Genomic DNA, 21,842 nt, shown 5'->3' with positions numbered 1-21,842 from the left:
CGTCTCGGGGCTGGGAGGCTGTAAGCCGCCATCACATCCGCCCCCTGAGCACCGTCCGTAGGATGCGGTGAGCTCGGCGAACCGCATCGAACCCAAGTCGCGCGGCCAACGATGGGCTTCGCACAGCTCAGCCCATCCTACGGTTGCCGTCGTGATACCCATATCGGGGCTGGGAGGATGTAAACCGCCATCACCGCAGCCCCCCTGGGCACCGCCCGTAGGATGCGGTGAGCTCGGCGAACCGCATCGAACCCATGTCGCCCGGACAGCGATGGGCTTCGTACAGCTCAGCCCATCCTTCGGTTGCCGCCGTAGCCCCACCGCCGGCCGGGTCATGAATCGTCAGCCTCGGAAGTGGCTGGGTGGCTGGCCGCTCCAGCGCTGGAAGGCGTGGCGGAGGCTGGCGGTTTCGCTGAAGCCGAGGATTTCGGCGATGCGGTAGATGGGCAGGTCGCCTTCGCGCAACAGGGCCTTGGCCCGTTCGAAGCGCAATTCGTCGAGCAGTTGCTGGTAGCTGGTCTGCTGCTGGGCGAGGTGGCGGCGCAGGCTGCGGGTAGAGGTGTTCATGGCGCGGGCAAGCTCATCGAGCCCGGGCGGGGTGGCGAGGCGCTGGGCCAGGAGGTCGCGCACCCGCTCCAGCCAGGCGCGGCGGGCGGCGAATTCGGCGTTCTGCCGGCGGCACTGTTCGAGCATTTCGCTGTGGGTGACCGGGTCGGCCAGGGGCAGCGGCCGGTCGAGCCAGGCGGCGGGGAAGCCGAACCCGCTGCGGCCACGGGCAAAGCGCGGGGCGCGCTCGAATACGCGGCGGTAATAGGGCGCGGCTCCAGCGGGTTCGGGGTAGTCCAGCTCCAGGGCGGACACAGGCAGCGGCTGACCGAGCAGGTCGGCGCAGATGACCCGCAACGAGCCCAGGCACAGCTCGGTGTTGAACGGGCGCAAGGCTTCGTCCTCGCCGTAGCCGCTGGCCAGCAGCCAGGCCAGCTCGCCTTCGCGCTCCAGGCGCAGGTGGAAGTAGGTGCCGAGCAGCACGGGGTAGCCGAGGCCGATGCGCAGCGCGTCGCCGAGGGTCGGGGCGGAGAGCAGTGCATAGCCCAGCAGGCCATAGGCGGAGATGCGGGTGCGCTGCCCCAGCTCCAGTCCGAGGGCGGGCGAGCCGGCCAGGCGAACGGCGTTGGCGAACACCTGCTGCTCCTGCCCGGGGTTGATCAGCCGACGCAGGTCGCGCAGGTCGTCGACAGTGATGCCGCTGCCCTCCAGCACGGCATCGGCCGCCACGCCGCGCTCGGCCATGCAGGCGACGGTGAGGGTGGACATGTGCAGGGAGTTGAGCCAGCTGGCGCGGGAGAAGAGGGTCTCGGCCATGGCATCAGGTTTCGCGGGGCGGGTGGGCGTACGGCATGCAGGCATTCCAGGTGGGCTGGCGCTGTTCTGTATGCGTTTTCGTCGGGCAAGTCAAAGGGCCGGCCACGAAAAAGGGAGCCTGGCGGCTCCCTCTTCTGGCGGACCGGGCGGGGATCAGGACAGGAAGCCGCCGTCCACGTTCAGGGCCACGCCGGTGGTGTAGCTGGAGGCTGCGCTGGCGAGGTAGAGCACGGCGCCGGCCATTTCGCTCGGGTCGGCCACGCGCTTGAGCGGGATGCGCTGCAGGGCGACGTTGAGGATGGCGTCGTTCTTGGTCAGCGCCGAGGCGAACTTGGTGTCGGTCAGGCCCGGCAGCAGGGCGTTGCAGCGGATGCCGTACTGGGCGCACTCCTTGGCGAACACCTTGGTCATGCTGATAACCGCGGCCTTGGTGACGGAGTAGATGCCCTGGAACTCGCCGGGGGATACACCGTTGATGGAGGCAACGTTGATGATGCTGCCGCCGCCGTTCTGCTTCATCAGCTTGCCGCCTTCGATGGACATGAAGTAGTAGCCGCGGATGTTGACGTCGACGGTCTTCTGGAAGGCCGACAGGTCGGTGTCCAGGACGTTGCAGAACTGCGGGTTGGTGGCGGCGTTGTTGACGAGGATGTCCAGGCGACCGAACTGCTCGCGGATCTGCGCGAAGACGTTCTGGATCTGCTCCATTTCGCCGATGTGGCAGGCGATGGCGGTGGCCTTGCCACCTTCGGCGACGATGGCATCGGCCACGGCCTGGCAGCCGTCGATCTTGCGGCTGGAGACGATCACGTGGGCGCCCTGCTGGGCCAGCAGCTTGGCGATGGCTTCGCCGATGCCGCGGCTGGCGCCGGAAACGAAGGCGATCTTGCCGTCGAGGTCGAACAGTTGGGTCTTGGACATGGGGTTCCCCTTGTAGTGGTCCGGTTACAGCCGGGATTGGCCGATCACCTGGAGGCTCATCTGCTCCAGCAGCTTGTTCATGTGGATGAACTGGGCGAAGCGCTTGTCCTGGGTCTGGCCGTGGAAGAAGCGGTAGTAGATCTGCTGGACGATACCGGCCAGGCGGAACAGGCCATAGGTGTAGTAGAAGTCCAGGTTGTCGATGGGCGGCAGGCCGGCGCGCTCGGCGTAGTAGTCGGCGAACTCGCGGCGGGTGAGCATGCCCGGCAGGTGGCTGGGCTGACGGCGCATGAGCTGCACCGGGGCCGGGTCCTTGGCTTCGATCCAGTAGGCCAGGGTGTTGCCCAGGTCCATCAGCGGGTCGCCGATGGTGGTCAGCTCCCAGTCCAGCACGCCGATGATCTTCAGCGGGTCGCTGGGGTCGAGGATGACGTTGTCGAAGCGGTAGTCGTTGTGGACGATGCCGGGCTTGCCGTGGTCGGCGGGCATCTTGTCCTTGAGCCAGGCGCGAACCGCTTCCCAGGTCGGGGCGTCGGGCGTCATGGCCTTCTCGTAACGGTCGCTCCAGCCTTCGATCTGGCGACGCACGTAGCCGTCGGGCTTGCCGAGGTCGCCCAGGCCGCAGGCGTTGTAGTCGACGTTGTGCAGTTCGACGAAGCGGTCGATGAAGGTCTTGCACAGGGCGCGGGCACGGGTTTCGTCCAGGCCCAGCTCGGCCGGCGCATCAGCCCGCAGGATCACGCCTTTGACCCGCTCCATCACGTAGAACTCGGCGCCGATGACCGAGTCGTCGGTGCAGTGCACGTAGGCCTTCGGGCAGTACGGGAAGCCGGCATTGAGCTGGTTGAGGATGCGGAATTCGCGGCCCATGTCATGGGCGGACTTGGCCTTGTGCCCGAACGGCGGACGACGCAGGACGAACTCCTGTTCTGGGTATTCCAGCAGGTAGGTCAGGTTCGAGGCGCCGCCGGGGAACTGGCTGATGCGCGGGGTGCCGCTGAGCCCGGGGATGTGCGCCTTGAGATACGGGTCGATGGCCGCGGCATCGAGCTCTTCGCCGTCGCGGATGCGGGTGGACTGATCTGTAAGCGTCATGCTTATCCCTTCTACTTATGATTAGGACCCATGATTATTCGCAAGCCTAATGCCGCCGAAGGGGCGCCTCAAGCACGAACAACCGTTATAGGCAGGCGTGTTGCCACTCGATCAGGCTGCCTGATTGGCCCGGTGCAGAGCCTTCCGGGCGAAAAAAAACCGGAGCCCAGGGACTCCGGTTTCGGGTGTTTCCGGTTCGGCCTCGCCGATCAGACCGGGAACAGCTCGCCGAGCTTCATGGCGAGCATCATGTCGCCTTCGGCGCGCAGCTTGCCGCCCATGAAGGCCTGCATGCCGTCGGTTTCACCGGTCATGATGCCGACCAGGGTCTCGGTGCTCATGATCAGGGTGACGTTGGGGTTCGGGGCATCGCCCTGCTGTACGTCGCAGGTGCCGTCCTTGACGACCAGGTAGTGGTTGTCGCCGTCTTCGATGTTGAACTGGAATACCAGGTCCAGGCCAGCGGCAGCACCGGCGTTGAACTTGGACTGCATGTTTTTGACGATGTCAGCAACGGTGGTCATGGTTCGATCCTTTGTTTTTCAGGTTTTATAACGGCCTTGCGGCCGGTGGGCCGGGCTCATCGGTAGGTGATGAGTTCCGGCGCCCTCAACAGCTCCAGATGCACATGACTGTTGAAGGAAGCCAGCGCCACATCCCGCCCCCGGAACTTCAGGCGCGAGAGGGAAGTATTGACGATCTGCCAGTTGAGCTCGAACGCCCGGTCGGCAGGCACGCCGGCCACCAGGTGGAGCAACGCGGTGATGGTGCCGCCGGAGGTGAACACGGCGATGTTCTGCTTGCTGTCCGCCCGCTCCAGCACCCGCTCCAGACCGCCGCGCACCTGGTCGACGAAATCGACCCAGCTCTGCAGCTGCGGGGCGTCGTAGTCGCCGGCCACCCAGCGCAATACCAGGCTGGAGAATAGCCGCTGGAACTCGGCACGGTTCTGCGCGGCGTTGCGCATGATGTGCAGCGCCTCGGGCTCCTGCTCCAGCACGCTGGGCAGCAGGGCGCGGATCACCGCATCGGCATCGAACTCATTGAAGGCGGGGTCGACGTCCACCTCGGGTGCGGCCAGGCCGGCGGCCCGCAGGCGCTCCAGGGCGGATTCGGCGGTGTGGCGCTGGCGCTGGAGGCTGCCGGCGACGCATCGATCCAGGCGCACGCCGAGGCGGGCGAAGTGCTCGCCGAGGACTTCGGCCTGGCGAACTCCGACGCTGGAAAGCACGTCGTAGTTATCGGCGCCGAAAGAGGCCTGGCCATGTCGGATCAGGTAGATGCTGCCCACGTACGCTGCCGTCCCGGGACGTTGAAAGTTTCGCGAGGTTATGGGGAAGCACAGGGGCTGTCAACGAAAAAACATACGCTTGTTTGAATGCATTCCCGCTGTTTATGACGCCGTTTTTCAGTTGCTGGTGGAGCCCTGCGCGGGGCGGGTATGCTTGGCCGGTTTTCGCGCCCGCAGACGGGGCGCGTGTCGATTCCTGAAGGGGGTTATGTGGAGTTCCTAGCCGATTACGCGGGCTTTCTCGCCAAGACGGTCACCGTGGTGGTGGCCATCCTGATCGTTCTGGTGATGCTTGCCGCACTGCGTGGCCGGGGCCGTCGTGGTGGCGGTGGCCACCTGGAAGTGACCAAGCTCAACGACTTCTATAAAGGCCTGCGCGAGCGCCTGGAGCAGAGCCTGCTGGACAAGGACGCGCTCAAGGCCCAACGCAAGGCCGAAGCCAAGGCGGAGAAGGCCGCGCGCAAGAATCCCCAGGCCAAGCCCCGAGTGTTCGTGCTGGACTTCGACGGCGACATCAAGGCCTCCGCCGCCGACCAGCTGCGCCACGAGATCACCGCCCTGCTGACCCTGGCCACGCCCAAGGACGAGGTGGTGCTGCGCCTGGAAAGCGGCGGCGGCATGGTGCACAGCTACGGCCTGGCCGCCTCGCAGCTGGCGCGCATCCGCCAGGCCGGCGTGCCGCTGACGGTGTGCGTGGACAAGGTGGCGGCCAGCGGCGGCTACATGATGGCCTGCGTGGGGGACCGCATCCTGGCGGCGCCCTTCGCGCTGATCGGCTCCATCGGCGTGGTGGCCCAGTTGCCCAACGTGCACCGCCTGCTGAAGAAGCACGACGTGGACTACGAAGTGCTCACCGCCGGCGAGTACAAGCGCACCCTCACCGTGTTCGGCGAGAACACCGAGAAGGGTCGGGAGAAGTTCCAGGAAGACCTGGAGAGCATCCACGACCGCTTCAAGGACTACGTGGCGCAGTACCGCCCGCAGCTGGCCATCGAGGACGTGGCGACCGGCGAGGTCTGGCTGGGCACCGCCGCCCGCGAGAAGGCGCTGGTGGACGACCTGCGCACTAGCGACGAGTACCTGGCCGAGCGCGCCCGCGAGTCGGAGCTGTTCCTGCTCAGCTACGTGGAGAAGAAGAGCCTGCCGGAGCGTTTCGGCATCGCTGCCAGCGCCAGCGTGGATCGCCTGCTGATGAACTGGTGGGGCCGCCTGCAGCAGCAGCGCTTCTGGCAGTGAACCCTGCCCTCCCCGCCTGAATGAAGAACGCCGCGTTGATCGCGGCGTTTTTTATGAGCGCCTGCATCATCTAAGTGCCACACCTCCTTCACCGTGGTGGCTGCGCATAGCATTGCGTTGGGTGCTCACATTGGGTGGGGCGGGGAAAATGGCCCCTTCAGGAGGCCGAGCGGAGTCATTGCAAAGGGGATTGAGCGGCATGGATGCCGCGAAAGGAGCGCCAGGCCATGGATGGCCTGTCGCGACGCTCCCCGGCGCGATGATGAAGCGAGGGAAGTTTGGCACAGCCAAACCCGCATGCAGGGGCGAGCCTTTTTGGTTTCTTTTTTGGCGACTGAAAAAAGAAACTCGCCGGGCAAGGCGAAACAAAGGCTGTCAGCAAAACGCGGCAATCAACTTGGCTAAGCGACTGCCGCCGCCCAGCAGATCACTGGATCGTGTCATCCCGCCCCTTGCGCCGGTACGGGAACACGTCGATCACCTTGCCCGCCCGGATAGCCTCCTGCAGGGACTTCCAGTACGCCGCGTCATACAGCTCGCCATGCAGCTTGTTGAACAGCCGCCGCTGGCCGATGTCGGCGAACAGGAAGCGCGGGAACTCCTCGGGGAAGACGTCGTTCGGCGCCACCGAGTACCAGGGCTCGGCGGCCATCTCGTCCTCGGGGTAGCGCGGCGGCGGGATGACGCGGAAGTTCATCTCCGTCAGGTAGCCGATCTCGTCGTAGTCGTAGAACACCACCCGACCATGGCGGGTGACGCCGAAGTTCTTCAGCAGCATGTCGCCGGGGAAGATGTTGGCCGCGGCCAGCTGCTTGATGGCCAGGCCGTAGTCGTCGAGCGCTTCCAGCACCTGGGGTTCGCTGGCGTTCTCCAGGTAGATGTTCAGCGGGGTCATGCGGCGCTCGGTCCAGCAGTGGCGGATGAGCACGGTGTCGCCTTCCAGCGCCACGGTGGAGGGCGCCACCTCCAGCAGTTCGGCAAGGCAGTCCGGGTCGAACTTGGCGCGGGGGAAGCGGAAGTCGGCGAACTCCTGGGTGTCGGCCATGCGCCCGACGCGGTCGACGTTCTTCACCAGCCGGTACTTCTCGATCACGGTGTTGCGGTCCACCGTCTTGGCGTGGGCGAAACGGTCCTTGATGATCTTGAACACCGTGTTGAAGCCCGGCAGCGTGAACACGCTCATCACCATGCCGCGCACACCCGGCGCCATCACGAAGCGGTCGTCGGTGTTGGCCAGGTGGTTGATCAGCGCCCGGTAGAACTCCGACTTGCCGTGCTTGTAGAAGCCGATGGAGGTGTACAGCTCGGCGATGTGCTTGCCCGGCAGGATGCGCTTGAGGAAGCCGACGAACTCCGCCGGCACGGCCACGTCCACCATGAAGTAGGAGCGGGTGAAGGAGAAGATGATCGACACCTCCGCCTCGTCGGTGATCAGCGCGTCGGCCTGGATGCCCCTCCCCTCGCGGTGCAGCAGCGCCACCACCAGCGGCCACTGCTCGTCACGGTTGTAGATGCGGCCCACCAGGTAGGCGCCCTTGTTGCGGTAGAGGGTGGAGGAGAACAGCTCGATGCACAGCTCCGGGTCCTTGATGACCCAGTCGGGCAGACTCTCGCGCAACTGCTCCACCAGGCGGTCGAGGTCGCGCTCCATGTCCTCGAAGGGCACGTCGAAGCAGTAGTCGGCGAACACCTCGCGCAGCACGTCGCGCAGATCGCCACGCGGGTGGTAGCTGCGGGTCTGCGGAGCACGCTCCTGGCTGCGCAGGGAGGGCCGCGTGGTGTGGATGAACATGCAGCCGTCGCTGATCAGGTCGTGGCTGAAGAGGCTGCAGAAGATGGAGTTGAACCAGGTCTCGGCCAGTTCGTCGTCCAGGCGCAGGTCGATCTGCTTGATGTAGGCGCTCTTGACCAGCGGCCAGAGCTGCACGTCCAGCAGCACCTCGTCGTCGAAGGTGCCGCGCAGGCGTTCGCTGACTTCGCTGACCTTGTCTTCGTAGAGGGCGATGCGTGCCGCGGCGGCGCCCTGGATCTCCTGCCACTGGGCCTGCTCGAAGCGGCTGCGCGCGCCGTCGGTGATCTGGCGGAAATGCTCCCGGTAGTCGTCGAACCCTTCGAGGATCAGGCGCGCGATGTCGGCGGCCGGCCATTGCTGCGTCATGGACTCACACTCGGCTGTGGTGTCGGAACAGCGAGCTTAGCCACAGGCCGGGCCGAAAAAAAGCGCCGCCCCGGACTGACTCGCGGGTCGCGTTGCAGCCCGGCGAAGGGGGCTCAGGCCAGCCCGCGGTCGCGCAGGTAGGCCGCCAGGTAGTCGATGAAGGCCAGCACCTTGCCGGTGGCCCGGCGGTGACTGGGGTAGACGGCGAGGATGCGGTCGCCGAAGGCATCCGGGTCGATCTCATGATCCGGCAGCAGGTTCACCAGGCGCCCGTCGGCCAGGTAGGGAGCGGCGCTCCACAGCGGCGCGTGGATCACCCCCATGCCTGCCAGGGCGTTGGCCAGCAGCAGGTCGTAGTTGTCGCTCTCCAGCCGCGACACGCTCGGGTGCAGCAGGCGGGTGCGCTGGCCATCACGCTCGACCCACCAGAACTGCCGGCTAAGGGCCGGGTGGCGGTAGCTGAGCCAGTCGTGGGCGTCGATGGCGTCCAGGCTGAAGGGGCCGCGCCGCGCCACGTAGTCGGGGCTGGCGCAGAGGGCGATGCGGTTGCGCCCGACCGGGCGGGCGATGAGCCCCGGCAGGTCGCAGGGGCCTTCGCGCAGGGCCAGATCGTAACCGGCCTCTACCAGGTCGACGAAGGTGTCGGTCAGGTCCACCCGCAGGGTGATCTGCGGGTAGCTGGCGAGGAAGCCGGCGCACACTTCGTCGAGGAAGGCGCGGCTGAAGGCCAGCGGCGCGGTCATCCGCAGGCTGCCCTTGAGCCCGTGTTGCAGCTGGCCGATCTCTTCGCCGACATCGTGCAGGCGCTGCAGCAGCTGCCGCGCCGTTTCCAGGTAGAGCCGCCCGGCCTCGGTGAGCACGATGCGCCGGGTGCTGCGCTCGAACAGGCGCGCGCTCAGTTCCGCTTCCAGGTGGCTGACGGCCTTGGTCAGGGCCGAGGGGGTCTTGCCCAGGTGCTCGGCCGCCCGGCTGAAACTGCCGTGGTCGGCGGTGGCGACGAACATCGTGATGGCACCGAGCTTATCCATGGGACTTTTCCAACGGGGCAAAAGCGTTTTGCGTGACCTCGCCGTTATCCACGGCGGAACGAGCCGCTAGTCTCGCCGCCACACCTACAAAAACAAGGGGGCTCCCGTGAAAATCTTCGTTCCTCGACTCCTGGCCACGGCACTGGCTTTTGCCTCGTGGGAAGCCATGGCCGGCGCCGACATGGTGCTGCTCAACGGCAAGGTCTTCACCGCCGACAAGGCCCGACCGATGGTGCAGGCCATCGCCGTGGAGAACGGCAAGGTGCTGGCGGTGGGCAGCGATGCGGAAATCAGCGCCCTGGCGGACGCCGGCACCCAGCGCATCGACCTGGGCGGCAAGGCACTGATGCCGGGGCTGATCGACACCCACGCCCACGCCATCTTCGGCGGCCTGGAGATGTCCACCGCCAACATGGGCGATGAGCAGGTGAGCCTGGACGAGCTGGAGAAACGCCTGCGGGCCTGGCGTGACGATGGCACTGCGCGCCGGGGCGATGCGCTCTACGTGGGCGGGATGACCTCGGCCTACTGGGCCCAGTCCGAAGCGTTGGGCCAGCGCTTCGACCGGGGTGAGTGGGCCGGGGTGCCCATCGTCTTCGTCGGCAGCGACCACCACACCGCCTGGGCCAACGCCGCCATGCGCCAGCGCGCCGGCATCGACGCCAAGCTGCTGGCCAGCCTGCCCGAGGCCGAGCGCGGCACCATCGGCCTGGGCAAGGACGGCGCGCCCAACGGCTTCCTGGTGGATGCCGGCTGGGACCGCGTGGCCGCCGTACTGCCACCGCTGGAGGCCGCGACCCTGCTGCGGGCGGGCGAGAATGCCGTGAACACCTTCAACAGCCTGGGCGTGACAGCCTGGATGGACCCGGCCGCCAACGGTGCCCCGGGCGAGCCGCTGTTCGCCCTGAAGCCCACGGAGAAATCCATCGGCGTGCTGCCGGTGTACAAGGCCCTGGCGGACAAGGGCGAGCTGACCGCCCACGTCGCCGCGCTGCTGGTGGCCCACCCGAAGAGCCGCCCCGCCGACCTGGACACCCTGGACAAGGTGCGCCAACAGTTCCAGGGCATCGACAACCTGAGCCTGCCGGGGATCAAGGTCTTCGCCGACGGCGTGCTGGAGTACCCGGCGCAGAGCGCGGCGCTGATCGACCCGTACAGCAACAGCCACAAGCAGGGCGAACTGCTGATCGACCCGGCGCATTTCGGCGAACTGGTCAGCGCGGCGGATGCACGCGGCTGGCTCGTACACATCCACGCCATCGGCGACCGTGCGGTGCGCGAGGCGCTCAACGGCATCGAGCAGGCACGCCGAGACCGGCAGAGCGGCATCACCCACTCGATCACCCACCTGCAACTGGTGAACCCCAGGGAGTTCGCGCGCTTCAAGCCGCTCGATGTGATCGCCTCCATGCAGTTGCTCTGGGCCGCCGGGGACGACTACACGCTGGACATGGTCAAGCCCTACGTCAGCGCCTTCGCCTTCCGCTACCAGTACCCGGCGCACTCGCTGCTGCAGAAGGGGGCGACCCTCGCCGGTGCCAGCGACTGGCCCGTGTCCTCGCCCAATCCCTGGGCCGCCATGGCCCAGGCCGTGACCCGCGAGGGCGAGAAAGGCGTGCTCAATGCCGATGAGCGCCTGGACCGGGAGACGATGTTCTACGCCTACACCCTTAACGCCGCCCGAGCCATCGGCCAGGAGCAGCGCATCGGCTCGCTGGCAGTCGGCAAACAGGCCGACTTCATCCTCCTCGACCGCGACGTGTTCACCGTGGACGCCAAGGCCCTGGCCGAAACCCGGGTGCTGAAGACCTGGTTCGGCGGCCGCGAGGTCTACACCGCCGCCCGATAACAACACCGCTCCACCGCTGATGCCTGGCTCCCGCTGCACGGGGGTCGGGCGAAGCCTTGCCCTTCATCTGCCCATAACAACCACAAGATCGGGAATCCACCATGAAGCGTTCCACCACCCTCCTCCTCGCCGGCCTCGCGCTGGCCCCGCTGTGCAGCCAGGCCGCCTTGCCGATCAACGAGGACCTGGCCGTCGAGATCGACCTCAAGCTGACCAGCGACTACCGCACCCGAGGCATCTCGCAGACCCAGGGCGACCCGGCCGCCCAGGCCGGCGTCACGCTGCTGCACTCCAGCGGCCTCTACGCCGGCGCCTGGACCTCCAACGTCGACTACGGCTTCGGCCTCAAGACCCGCCAGGAGGTGGACTACTACGCCGGCTGGTACTGGCAGGCCACGGACGCGGTGAGCCTGGACCTGGGCGTGATCAAGTACGCCTACCCGAAGGAAAGTCAGTTCAACCAGAGCGAGGTGTACGCCGTGCTCGATGCCTACGGTTTCAAGGCCGCCGCCTACTATTCGGCCGATGCCCCGAACGCCATCGGCGAGGACCAGAACACCCTCTACACCTGGGTCGGCTACGAAACCCGGCTGCCTCTCGATGTCAGCCTGGAGCTGCGCTACGGGCGCATGGACTTCAAGGACACGCTGCTGTGGTCCCGCAGCGGCACCGGCAGCGAGTCGTACCGCGAGTGGGAAGCCAAGCTGACCCGCGACTTCCTCGGCGTCACCTGGGGCCTCGCCTACGTCGACACCGACCTTTCGGAAAGCCAGTGCGCCAGCAACTACGGCTTCACCGACACCTGCAGCGCAACGGTGGTGGCGAGCGTCAGCAAGACGTTCTAACAGCCCTGTAGGGGCGAATTCATTCGCCCAAGGTGCGCGCAGCGGGCCCGACGACAGCATGGGTTTCGCTGCGCGCTACGCATCCTACGGACCTAGTGCTGGATGTAGGGGGGGCCGCGCTTCACCGGTCAACCATCGGGGTCACCCGCAACTCCGCTGGTGGACGTAAAGAGCGACGTCTGCCCTACGCACGGCCTGGCTCTTCGTGGGAGCGAATTCATTCGCGAAATGGGTCGGCGCCGTTGCGTTGGGCCTGGCTCCTCTGTTTGCGAACTCATTCGCGATGGCCCGACACCGACCATCAAGCGATCCCCTGCTCCTGCATATACGCCTCCAGCATCTCGATGAACGCCCGGACCTTGCGGGTACGGCGGCGGTGGGAGAGGTAGAGCACATGCACCCAGGGGCCGAAGACATCGGGCTCCAGCAGGTACTCGGGCATCACTCGCACCAGCTGGCCGCTGGCCAGGTACGGCTTGGCGCTCCAGCGTGGGAGCGGCTGCAGGCCGTGGCCGCGCAGCAGGCAGGCGAGCAGGAAGTCGTAGTTGTCGCTGGCCAGGTGCGCCACCGGATGGGCCAGGCGGATACGCTCCTCGCCCAGGCGCAGCCACCAGAAATGCCGGTTGAGCATGGGGTGCTGGAAGATCAGCCAGTCGTGCTGCTGGAAGTTCTCCAGGGTCACCCCCATGCCCTTGCGTTCCAGGTAGCCCGGGGTGCAGCACAGGTAGACGCGGTTATCGGCCAGGGGCCTGGCGATCAGCCCCGGCAGGTCGGTGGGACCGTCGCGCAGGGCCAGGTCGTAGCCGCCGTCGATCAGGTCGACGAAGGCGTCGTTGAGGTCCACTTCCAGGCGCACCTGGGGGTGGGCGTCCATGTAGCGGCAGCAGACCTCGTTGAGGAAGGCCGGGCCGAAGGACGGCGGTGCGGTGAGGCGCAGGGTGCCGCGCAACGCGTGCTGCAGCTGGTCCACTTCCTCGCCGGCCAGTTGCAGTTGCATCAGTGCCTGGCGCGCGCCCTCCAGGTAGATGTGCCCGGCCTCGGTCAGCGCCATGCGCCGGGTGGTGCGCTCGAACAGGCGCACTCCCAGCTCGGATTCCAGGTGGCCCACCGCCTTGGTCAGCGCCGAGGGCGTCTTGCCCAGGTGCTCGGCTGCGCGGCTGAAGCTGCCGTGATCGGCGGTAGCGATAAACATCGAGAGGGCACTGAGCTTGTCCATCGACCTGTTCCGATCCGGCATAGAAGTTGTGCGCGAACATAGCATTCTGCCGCCGCGCCGGCTTGGTTAGGCTCAGCGCCAGACCAACAAGAACCGGAACCCAGCCGATGAAACGCCTCGCCCCTACCCTCCTGGCCACCGCCCTCATCTGTGCCTCCATGGAAAGCATGGCGGCGGTGGACCTGATCCTGCACAACGCCAAGGTCTACACCGCCGAGCCCGGCCAACCCCTGCAGCAGGCCGTGGCCGTGGAGGACGGCAAGATCCGCGCGGTGGGCAGCGACGCCGACATGCTGCGCCTCAAGGAAGCCGGCACCCGTGTCGTCGACCTGGGCGGCAAGGTGCTGATGCCCGGCTTCGTCGACTCCCACTCCCATGCGGTCATGGGTGGCCTGGAGCTGGCGGCGGCCAACATCGACACCCAGTTCCTGCCCATGGACGAGCTGGAGCGGCGCCTGCGCCAGTGGCGCGACGACGGCAAGGCACGCCAGGGCGACATCCTCAGCGTCGGCGGCCTGCCCTCGGCCTACTGGAGCCAGGTGGCGGAGTTCGAGCGACGCTTCAACCAGGGCGAATGGAAGGACGTGCCCATCGCTTTCATCGGCTGGGACCAGCACACCGGCTGGGTCAACCAGGCCATGCTGAAACGCGCCGGCATCGATGCTGACACGGTGAAAGCCCTCAAGGGCGAACAGTTGGCCACCGTCGGCCACCACGAAGACATGCGCCCCAACGGCTTCCTCGCCGACGCCGGCCTCGACCCGGTGCTGGCGCAATACCCGACGGCGACCCCCGAGCAGTTGCTGGAGGCCGGCCGTGCGGCCCTGCGCTACAACCTCAGCCTGGGCATCACCGCCTGGATGGACCCGGCCGCCAACGCCGCCCCCGGCGAGCCATTGTTCGACTTCAAGCCCACCGCCCAGACCCTCGGCATCCTGCCGGTGTACAAGGCGATGGCCGAGAAAGGTGAGCTGACCGCCCACGTCGCCGCGCTGCTGGTGGCCCACCCGAAGAGCCGCCCGGCCGACCTGGACACCCTCGACCAGGTGCGCCGGCAGTTCCAGGGCATCCCCAACCTGAGCCTGCCGGGGATCAAGATCTTCGCCGACGGCGTGCCTGAGTACCCGGCGCAGACCGCCGCCCTGTTGGAGCCCTACAAGAATTCCAAAAAGTACGGCGAGCTGCTGATCGACCCGGCGCACTTCGGCGAGCTGGTCAGTGCGGCGGACGCCCGTGGCTGGCTGGTGCACGTGCACGCCATCGGTGACCGCGCGGTGCGCGAATCCCTCAACGGCATCGAGCAGGCACGCCGCGACCGGCACAGCGGCATCCCCCACTCCATCACCCACCTGCAGATGGTCAACCCCAAGGAGTTCGCCCGCTTCAAGCCGCTCGACGTGATCGCCTCCATGCAGCTCTACTGGGCCAGCGCCGATGACGCGACCCTCGACCTGGTGCAGCCCTACATCAGCGCCATGGCCTTCCAGTACCAGTACCCGGCCCGCTCGCTGCTGAAGAACGGCGCCACCCTCGCCGGCGCCAGCGACTGGCCGGTGAGCACGCCGCAACCCTGGAGGGCGATCTACCAGGCCGTCAGCCGCAAGGGGCCCAAGGGCGTACTCAACCCTGGCGAGGCAATCGACCGGGAGACCATGTTCCAGGCCTACACCCTCAACGCCGCGCGCACCATCGGCCTGGACCAGCAGATCGGCTCGCTGGCCCCCGGCAAGCAGGCCGACCTGATCCTGCTGGACCGCGACGTGTTCCAGGTGGAGCCCGAGGCCCTGCGCGACACCCAGGTGCTGAAGACCTGGTTCGCCGGCCGTGAAGTCTTCGAGGCCGCCCTCTAGGGACGAGAAGATCCAGCCCAACGAAAACGCCCCGGCAAGCCGGGGCGTTTCGGGTTCGGTTGCGGCTTACTTGCCGGTCTTCACCGTGCTCCACACGCGGGTGCGGATGCGGTCGAGCTTCATGGGCATGGCTTCGAGGGCGAACAGCTTGGCCATGACCTCTTCCGGCGGGTAGATGGTCGGGTCGGCCTTGATATCCGGGTTCACCTGGGCATCGGAGGCGCTGTTGCCGTTGGCGTACTTCACGTAGTTGCTCACGCCGGCGATCACTTCGGGGCGCAGCAGGTAGTTCATGAAGGCGTAGCCGGCCTTCTCGTTCGGGGCGTCGGCGGGCATGGCCACCATGTCGAACCACATGGGCGAGCCTTCCTTGGGAATCGAGTACTTCACCTCGACGCCGTTGCCGGCCTCCTTGGCACGGGTAGCAGCCTGGAGGATGTCGCCGGAGAAGCCGACGGCCACGCAGATCTCGCCGTTGGCCAGGTCGCCCACGTACTTGGAGGAGTGGAAGTAGCGCACGTAGGGGCGCACTTTGAGCAGCGCGGCCTGGGCGGTCTTGTAGTCATCGGCCTTCTGGCTGTGGTGCGGCAGGCCGAGGTAGTTGAGGGTGATGGGCAGCAGCTCGGGGCCGTTGTCGAGGATGGCAACGCCGCACTTGGCGAGCTTCTCCATGTACTCGGGCTTGAAGATCAGGTCCCAGGAGTCCAGCGGGGCGTTGTCGCCCAGCACGGCCTTGACCTTGGCGGGGTTGTAGCCGATGCCGGTGCTGCCCCACATGTAGGGGAAGCCGTGCTCGTTGCCCGGGTCGTTCACTTCCAGCGCCTTCATCAGCACCGGGTTGAGGTTCTTCCAGTTGGGCAACTGGGACTTGTCCAGCTTCTTCAGGGCGCCGGCCTGGATCTGCTTGGCCATGAAGTGGTTGGAGGGCACCACGATGTCGTAGCCGGATTTGCCGGTCATCAACTTGCCGTCGAGCGTCTCGTTGCTGTCGTACACGTCGTAGACGGCCTTGATGCCGGTCTCCTTGGTGAAGTTGGCGACAGTGTCGGGGGCGATGTAGTCGGTCCAGTTGTAGATCTTCACCGTATCCGCTGCCTGGGCCACACCGGATACGGCGAGGGTCAGGAGCATGGGCGCGAAGGAACGTCTCATTGTGGTTATTTCCTGGCTGTAGAAAGGGTGAACGAGGCACCGCAAGCGTAGAACGATACCGGCGTGTCGCCAGCTTCATCCGCAGGATGGGGACGAGACAATGTCTGCGCGGGGCCCATCCTTCCCTGCGGGCCCGCTGGCAAGAATGCGACTGGCGCGGGCGGCCTACAAGTACTTGCCGGCAGCCTGGCGCGCGGGCCGCGATACCCCGGCCGGGCCGACGCCGCGCCCTGCGGCGATTCGGGCGTTTACCGCCGGCCCGACCGCGACGAAAATACGCACCCCGCCTTCACTGCCACGAGTGCCCGATGCGCGACCTGCCGCCCTTCTCCGCCCCTGTCGTCGAGCTGGTCCAGACCGGCCCGGACCAGACCGACCTGATCCGCAACCTCTACCAGTTCTATGCCTATGAGTCCTCGGACTGGGAGCAGGAGGACGTGGAGGCCGACGGCCGCTTCTACCTCCATGAGGAGCACCTGGTGCGCTACTGGCAGGAGCCCAACTGGAGCGCCAACCTGCTGCTGGTGGACGGTTTCATCGCCGGGTTCCTGCTGGTGGAGGCCAGCGAGCTGCCGGGGATGGACGCGCTGGAGCTGGCGGACCTGTTCATCCTCAAGAAATACCGGCGCCAGGGCCTGGGGCGCGCACTGGTCACCCAGGTGCTGACCAGCGGGGAGCGCGATTGGCTGGTGCGCTTCTACCAGAACGATGCCACCGCCCTCGCCTTCTGGCAGGCCGTGCTGCAGGACCTGCCCCGCGCGGTTCAACAGATCGAGCTGGCGGACGAGCCGCTGCTGCTGAACTACCGGGTGGTGCAGGCCACTCATTGAGTCACGGACGGGGCTGGAACGACGGGGCCACCCGTCCCGCTTTCCGGCCCTGAGTGAACTCCGGTGGGTCGCGAGCTGTCAGTTCGCTGTCGGCTCGCCGGGTGGACGGCATGGCCATGGGCCATCCGGACGCGGCTCTCCCGCGACAGGGAGCCGGCTTCCGTCATGCCCGCCCGGCGGGCCCGTCCATCACCCTATGAAGATTGCGCCATGTCCCGACCCCGTCCCCCGTTCGCCTTCCGCTCCCTGCTCTCCCCGCACCTGCTCGGCGCCAGCCTGGCCACCGGCCTGCTGCTGGCCGGCAGTGCCGCCCTGGCCGAGGAGGAGAAAGCCGGCAACGTCCGCTGGATCAGCGACAGCCTGACCACCTACGTCCGCAGCGGCCCCACCGATGGCTACCGCATCGTCGGTACGCTGACCTCGGGGCAGAAGGTGGAGCTGCTCTCGACACAGGGCGACTACAGCCAGGTACGCGGGGAGAACGGCAGCGCCGTGTGGATTCCCAGCCGCGACCTGCAGGAGGTGCCCGGCCAGGCCGAGCGGCTGCCACAGCTGGAACAGAAGGTGGCCGAGCTGAGCACGCAGTTGGCCGGCATCGACGACACCTGGAAGCAGCGGGTGCAAGGCATGCAGGAGACGCTGGATTCACGCAAGGCGCTGATCGACGAGCTCCAGGCGGCCCGCGCCTCACTGGACAGCGAGCTGAGCGAGGCCCGCTCGGACCTGCGCGAGGCCCAGGCGCAGCTGGGGGATGAGAACAAGCAGGTGCTGATGCGCTACATGGTGTACGGCGGCAGCATTGCCGGCGCCGGCCTCATGGCCGGGCTGGTGCTGCCGACGCTGCTGCGGGTCAGGCGCAAGCGCAACGACCAGTGGATCTGAGGCGGGTGTTGGCCCGAGTCCATCCGGGCCGCTCGCGCTTCACGCGAAACGCAGGGTGACACGCCGGTTGTGCCGGCTCTTCTTCTCGATCTTGTCGCAGACCACCTGGCCGACCTCGGCGGTGTTCTTCACATGGGTGCCGCCGCAGGGCTGGATGTCGACACCGGGAATGTCCACCACCCGCACCATGCCCTGCATGACCGGCGGCGCCACGGCCTGGGTGCGGGTCATCTCCAGCACAGTCTGGTAGTCGCTGGACGGCAGCATGTGGACGCGCACGTCCAGGGCGCCATTGACCAGCTCGTTGAGGCTCTGGGTGATCACCTCCTTGTCGAGGGTGGACTCGGGCAGGTCGAAGTCCAGGCGCCCCTTCTCCGCACCGATGCTGCAGCCGGTGACCGGTGCATCGATGATCGAGCAGAGCAGGTGCAGGCAGGTGTGCATGCGCATGTGCTGGTAGCGGCGCTCCCAGTCGAGGCAGCCCTGCAACTCCATGCCGGTGGTGACCACCGGTGCGCCCTCTTCCAGCTGGTGCCAGATGATCGACTTGATCAGCGGGTCGCGCTGGGTGCCGATCACCGTGGCCACCGAGCCATCGGGCAGCAGGAAGTGCCCCTGGTCACCCGGCTGGCCGCCGCCGGTGGGATAGAACAGGGTCTGGTCGAGGGCCACGCCCTGCTCGCTGACGGCGAGGACGCGGGCGGTGAAGGTGCGCTGGTAAGGCGCCTCGTCGAACAGGGCATGGGTATGCAGGGTGAATACCGACATGAGGTCAGCCTCCTATGCTGATGAGGTGGGGTTGCAGCACGGACCTGACCAGGGCACAGAGGCCCGGCGGGTCCAGCAGGGTGATGTCCTGGACCGGCCCGACGATGCGCAGGTTCAGGGGGTAGCGCGGGGCCGGCACCACGGCGCCGAGGTTGCGCAGGCGGTACTGGCGGTGGTGTTGCTCGCTGAGGGTGCATTCCAGGGACAGGCAGCCGAGGCGGCGGTGGTCGGCGTCCAGCACCATCACCTCGCCCGACTCGGGCAGCTCGCCCACCAGGTGCAGGCGCTCGCCGAGGACGAACGCACCGAGGAAGCCGCAGCTGGACGACATGCTGGCCCGCTGCATCTGCAACTGGTTGACGATGCTCACGCGGGTGTTGGCGGGCACGTCCCGGGTGATGACGCAGGCGGGGCTGATGAACACGTTGTCGCCGATGCTCACCGCGCCGAGGATGCGCGCGCCGGCGCCGACCTCCACCCCATTGCCGAGCCGAGGGTGGCGCTTGCCGCCGGGGTTGTCGGCGATGCCGCTGGCGCCGAGGGTGACGCCCGCGAGCAGGTAGCAGTCGTCGCCGATCTCGCAGGTTTCGCCGATGACGGTGCCGAAACCATGATCCAGCACGAAGCGCCGCCCGATACGCGCGGCCGGGTGGATCTCCGCGCCGGATTGCAGCTTGCCGACACTGGCGAGCTTGTGGGCGATGATCTCGCGCTCGGCCAGCCCGCCATGCAGCCACACCTGGTGGGCCAGGCGATGGAAGAGGATGGCCTTGAACGACGCATAGGTCTCGAGGATCAGCCTGGTGCGCCCGCAGGACGCGGGGTCGCGCGCGGCATAGGCCTGGAGGTCCTCGGCCACCTGCTGCACGGCCACCTCCATGATGCCGTCGAGGTGCGGCATGAGCACACCCAGCTCATCGGAAGACAGAATGCGGACCAGGTGGTCCAGCAAGCCGTCATAGAGTTTCAACCGATCGAGATATCCCCACATGCTGTTAGCCCTCCCCTGGCTGGTCATTCGAAATGTGGCAGGTAGCTGTCGACACCGTCGTACACCAGGGTCAGGACCCGGGTGCCGGTGGGCAGCTCATGGGCCAGCTCGGCGATGGCCACGAGGTTGGCCGCCGAGGACAACCCGAGGCTGATGGCGTCGGTGCGCATGGTGTGGCGCACCCGCTCCAGGCAGGCGGCCTTGGAGACCTTGAGCATGCCGTCCAGCACGCCGAGGTTGAGGATGCGCGGCACCAGCCCGATGGACAGGCCCTGGATCTCATGCGGGGCGTGGCGGTCGTTGAGCAGGTCGCACTGCTCCGGTTCGACGCCGAACACCCGCAGGTGCGACCAGCGTGCCTTGAGGGTCTCCCCCAGGCCGGTGATGTGCCCACCGGTGCCGATGCCGGCCACCAGGCAATCCAGCGGCCGGTCGTCGAAGTCCCGGAGGATTTCCTGCGCGGTGGTGCGCCGGTGGATCTCCGGGTTGGCCGGGTTGCGCTGCTGGTTGAGCATCACGTAGCCGGGGTTCTCCAGCTGCAGCTCCATGGCCTTCTCGCCGTGGGAGTTGTTGCCACGGCGACTGTCGGAGAGCACCACCTCGGCGCCGTACAACCGCAGCAGCTTCTGCTTCTCGGGGCTGTAGTTGTCGGGGATGACCAGCACCACGCGGTAGCCGAGCAGGTTGCCGGCCATGGCCAGGCCGATGCCGGTGTTGCCGCCGCTGGGTTCGATGATGGTCTGCCCGCTGCCGGGCACCAGGATGCCACGCGCCTCGGCGTCACGGACCATGGCCAGGGCGATGCGGGCCTTGTGGCTGCCACCCGGGTTGAGGGACTCCAGCTTGGCGTAGACCTCCAGACCGGTTTCGGCACTGAAGGCAGCGAGGCGGACGACGGGTGTCTCACCGATAGCCTGAAGCAGCGATTCGTGGATCATCTCGGTCCCTCAGTACAGCGGCATGTCGTGGTCGACATCCCGGGCCCAGGCCTTGATGCCGCCTTGCAGCACCCGCAAGCCGGTGAAGCCGGCACTGAGCAGCAGCTGGGCGGCGCGCTCGGCACGCGTACCGCCGTAGCAGACGATGCACAGAGGGCGTTCGCGATCGAGTTCAGCGAGGCGAGCCTCCAGCTCGCCCAGGGGCAGGTTGAGGCTGCCGGGCAGGCGGCACACCTCCAGTTCGTTCGGCTCGCGCACATCGAGCAGTTGCAGCTTCTCGCCCCGGGCCAGGCTCAGCTGCAGTTCGCGCGGGCTGACGAAGAAGTCGGCGGGCAGGGTCGACTCGCTCATCTGGCTGGAGGCACAGACCACCGGCTCCTCCACCTGCAGCTCGCGGTCGGTGCGGCTTGGCGAGCAGGTGGGGCAGTCCGCGCGGCGCTTGAAGCGGATTTCGGAGAACTTCATCGACAGCGCGTCGAAGCGCATCAGGCGGCCCACCAGGGGTTCGCCGATGCCGAGGATGAGCTTGATGGCCTCGGTGGCCTGGATCAGCCCGACCACGCCCGGCAGCACGCCGATGACGCCGCCGGCATTGCAGTTGGGGGCGAGTTCGGCAGGCGGGCTCTTGGGAAACAGGCAGCGGTAGCAGGGGCCGTCCTGGTGATTGAACACGCTCATCTGCCCGTCGAAGCGATGCAGGGCGCCGTACACCAGCGGCCGGCGCAGCAGCACGCAGGCATCGTTGAGCAGGTAGCGGGTACTGAAGTTGTCGGTGCCATCCACCACCAGGTCGTAGTCCCCGACGAGGCGCATGGCGTTGTCGGGGGTGATGGCGCAGTCGTGGGCGTGGATCTGGATGCCGGGGTTGAGGTCCTCCAGGCGGCGCCGGGCGGACTCCACCTTCGGCAACCCGAGGGTGGAAGTGCCATGCACCACCTGGCGCTGCAGGTTGCTGCTTTCCACCCGGTCGAAATCCACCAGCCCCAGGGTGCCAACGCCGGCTGCCGCGAGGTAGAGGCTCACCGGAGAGCCCAGGCCACCGGTGCCGACCACCAGCACGCGGGACTTCTTCAGTCGCAGCTGACCCTGGCGCCCGACGTCCGGCAGGGTGATGTGGCGCACGTAGCGCCGCACTTCGTCGTTGCTCAGCTCGTCGACATCCAGCCCGCCGGAGGTGGCGAGCATGATGTCCAGCTCGACGCCCGGGGCCAGTTCGCTGTCCACGTCCACCAGCTCGCCGTTGGCGGTGAGCAGGAAGTGCTCCTTGATCTGGGCGTTGCCGTAGAACAGGTGCTCGCGCAGGGCGGCATGCTGCTCGCAGATGCCCTCCACCAGCTCGCGCACCGTCCGGCCCTCGCCTTCCACCCGCGCGGCGGGCAACTTGGCGACCCGCGCCAGTACGTCGGGGAAGATCACCACATTCATAGCCA

19 protein-coding genes are annotated in these 21,842 nt (G+C 67.0%); 6 read left to right on the top strand and 13 right to left on the bottom strand.

Features of this window, described 5'->3' with window-relative positions:
• Positions 1 to 342 precede the first annotated feature (342 nt).
• The 5 genes from FBY21_RS00375 to FBY21_RS00355 all read right to left on the bottom strand — a co-directional run bounded on the left by FBY21_RS00375 (position 343) and on the right by FBY21_RS00355 (position 4,669).
• Positions 343 to 1,362, bottom strand: a complete 1,020-nt coding sequence (locus FBY21_RS00375; protein ID WP_044408452.1) for an AraC family transcriptional regulator — start codon at positions 1,360 to 1,362, stop codon at positions 343 to 345.
• 153 nt (positions 1,363 to 1,515) lie between these two features.
• Positions 1,516 to 2,283, bottom strand: a complete 768-nt coding sequence (locus FBY21_RS00370; protein ID WP_044408455.1) for an SDR family oxidoreductase — start codon at positions 2,281 to 2,283, stop codon at positions 1,516 to 1,518.
• Positions 2,284 to 2,307: 24 nt separating this feature from the next.
• Positions 2,308 to 3,378: a phosphotransferase family protein gene (locus FBY21_RS00365; protein ID WP_044408457.1), complete on the bottom strand. Its 1,071-nt coding sequence runs from the start codon at positions 3,376 to 3,378 to the stop codon at positions 2,308 to 2,310.
• Between the two features lie 209 nt (positions 3,379 to 3,587).
• Positions 3,588 to 3,902 (bottom strand): SCP2 sterol-binding domain-containing protein, encoded by a 315-nt coding sequence (locus tag FBY21_RS00360; RefSeq protein WP_021221784.1) that lies wholly within the window; start codon positions 3,900 to 3,902, stop codon positions 3,588 to 3,590.
• 56 nt (positions 3,903 to 3,958) lie between these two features.
• Complete coding sequence (locus FBY21_RS00355; protein ID WP_142007904.1) at positions 3,959 to 4,669, bottom strand: histidine phosphatase family protein; 711 nt, start codon at positions 4,667 to 4,669, stop codon at positions 3,959 to 3,961.
• 210 nt (positions 4,670 to 4,879) lie between these two features.
• Between FBY21_RS00355 and sohB the strand changes: the two genes are divergently transcribed.
• Positions 4,880 to 5,905, top strand: coding sequence for a protease SohB (gene sohB, locus FBY21_RS00350; RefSeq protein WP_074968377.1), 1,026 nt, complete (start codon positions 4,880 to 4,882; stop codon positions 5,903 to 5,905).
• Positions 5,906 to 6,332: 427 nt separating this feature from the next.
• On the opposite strand, the gene aceK is transcribed toward sohB, so the two are convergent.
• Complete coding sequence (gene aceK, locus FBY21_RS00345; RefSeq protein WP_142007903.1) at positions 6,333 to 8,063, bottom strand: bifunctional isocitrate dehydrogenase kinase/phosphatase; 1,731 nt, start codon at positions 8,061 to 8,063, stop codon at positions 6,333 to 6,335.
• A gap of 113 nt (positions 8,064 to 8,176) precedes the next feature.
• Positions 8,177 to 9,091, bottom strand: a complete 915-nt coding sequence (locus FBY21_RS00340; RefSeq protein WP_142007902.1) for a LysR family transcriptional regulator — start codon at positions 9,089 to 9,091, stop codon at positions 8,177 to 8,179.
• 106 nt (positions 9,092 to 9,197) lie between these two features.
• Here FBY21_RS00340 and FBY21_RS00335 point away from each other — a divergent pair, with 106 nt between their 5' ends.
• Both FBY21_RS00335 and FBY21_RS00330 read left to right on the top strand, forming a co-directional pair.
• On the top strand, positions 9,198 to 10,940 hold the full coding sequence (locus FBY21_RS00335) for an amidohydrolase (RefSeq protein ID WP_142007901.1): 1,743 nt from the start codon (positions 9,198 to 9,200) through the stop codon (positions 10,938 to 10,940).
• A gap of 101 nt (positions 10,941 to 11,041) precedes the next feature.
• On the top strand, positions 11,042 to 11,785 hold the full coding sequence (locus tag FBY21_RS00330; protein WP_142007900.1) for a TorF family putative porin: 744 nt from the start codon (positions 11,042 to 11,044) through the stop codon (positions 11,783 to 11,785).
• A 301-nt stretch (positions 11,786 to 12,086) separates the two neighbouring features.
• Here the strand turns inward: FBY21_RS00330 and FBY21_RS00325 are convergent, their stop codons facing one another.
• Positions 12,087 to 13,001: a LysR family transcriptional regulator gene (locus tag FBY21_RS00325; RefSeq protein ID WP_074968388.1), complete on the bottom strand. Its 915-nt coding sequence runs from the start codon at positions 12,999 to 13,001 to the stop codon at positions 12,087 to 12,089.
• A gap of 107 nt (positions 13,002 to 13,108) precedes the next feature.
• Here FBY21_RS00325 and FBY21_RS00320 point away from each other — a divergent pair, with 107 nt between their 5' ends.
• Positions 13,109 to 14,851 (top strand): amidohydrolase, encoded by a 1,743-nt coding sequence (locus tag FBY21_RS00320; protein ID WP_142007899.1) that lies wholly within the window; start codon positions 13,109 to 13,111, stop codon positions 14,849 to 14,851.
• A 66-nt stretch (positions 14,852 to 14,917) separates the two neighbouring features.
• Here FBY21_RS00320 and FBY21_RS00315 read toward each other — a convergent pair whose 3' ends face one another.
• Positions 14,918 to 16,003, bottom strand: a complete 1,086-nt coding sequence (locus FBY21_RS00315) for a polyamine ABC transporter substrate-binding protein (protein ID WP_044408495.1) — start codon at positions 16,001 to 16,003, stop codon at positions 14,918 to 14,920.
• A gap of 308 nt (positions 16,004 to 16,311) precedes the next feature.
• Between FBY21_RS00315 and FBY21_RS00310 the strand changes: the two genes are divergently transcribed.
• Positions 16,312 to 16,833 carry a GNAT family N-acetyltransferase gene (locus FBY21_RS00310; RefSeq protein WP_142007898.1) on the top strand — a complete coding sequence of 174 codons (522 nt, stop codon included), beginning with the start codon at positions 16,312 to 16,314 and terminating at the stop codon, positions 16,831 to 16,833.
• A 210-nt stretch (positions 16,834 to 17,043) separates the two neighbouring features.
• Positions 17,044 to 17,715 carry a TIGR04211 family SH3 domain-containing protein gene (locus tag FBY21_RS00305; protein ID WP_142007897.1) on the top strand — a complete coding sequence of 224 codons (672 nt, stop codon included), beginning with the start codon at positions 17,044 to 17,046 and terminating at the stop codon, positions 17,713 to 17,715.
• Between the two features lie 39 nt (positions 17,716 to 17,754).
• On the opposite strand, the gene FBY21_RS00300 is transcribed toward FBY21_RS00305, so the two are convergent.
• The 4 genes from FBY21_RS00300 to moeB are packed head-to-tail and all read right to left on the bottom strand — an operon-like array spanning position 17,755 to position 21,837.
• Positions 17,755 to 18,483 (bottom strand): alanyl-tRNA editing protein, encoded by a 729-nt coding sequence (locus FBY21_RS00300; RefSeq protein ID WP_142007896.1) that lies wholly within the window; start codon positions 18,481 to 18,483, stop codon positions 17,755 to 17,757.
• A gap of 4 nt (positions 18,484 to 18,487) precedes the next feature.
• Positions 18,488 to 19,474, bottom strand: coding sequence for a serine O-acetyltransferase (locus FBY21_RS00295; RefSeq protein ID WP_142007895.1), 987 nt, complete (start codon positions 19,472 to 19,474; stop codon positions 18,488 to 18,490).
• Positions 19,475 to 19,497: 23 nt separating this feature from the next.
• Complete coding sequence (locus FBY21_RS00290) at positions 19,498 to 20,412, bottom strand: PLP-dependent cysteine synthase family protein (protein WP_142007894.1); 915 nt, start codon at positions 20,410 to 20,412, stop codon at positions 19,498 to 19,500.
• Positions 20,413 to 20,421: 9 nt separating this feature from the next.
• Entirely contained in the window at positions 20,422 to 21,837 is a 1,416-nt protein-coding gene (gene moeB / locus FBY21_RS00285; RefSeq protein WP_409563783.1) for a molybdopterin-synthase adenylyltransferase MoeB, read from the bottom strand.
• Between the last annotated feature and the right edge of the window lie 5 nt (positions 21,838 to 21,842).

The sequence above is a fragment of the Pseudomonas sp. SLBN-26 genome, assembly GCF_006715895.1.
GTDB classification, from domain to species: Bacteria; Pseudomonadota; Gammaproteobacteria; order Pseudomonadales; family Pseudomonadaceae; genus Metapseudomonas; species Metapseudomonas otitidis.
Note: the sequence above shows the minus strand (reverse complement) of the source record. Positions and strands in the feature narration are given on the sequence as shown.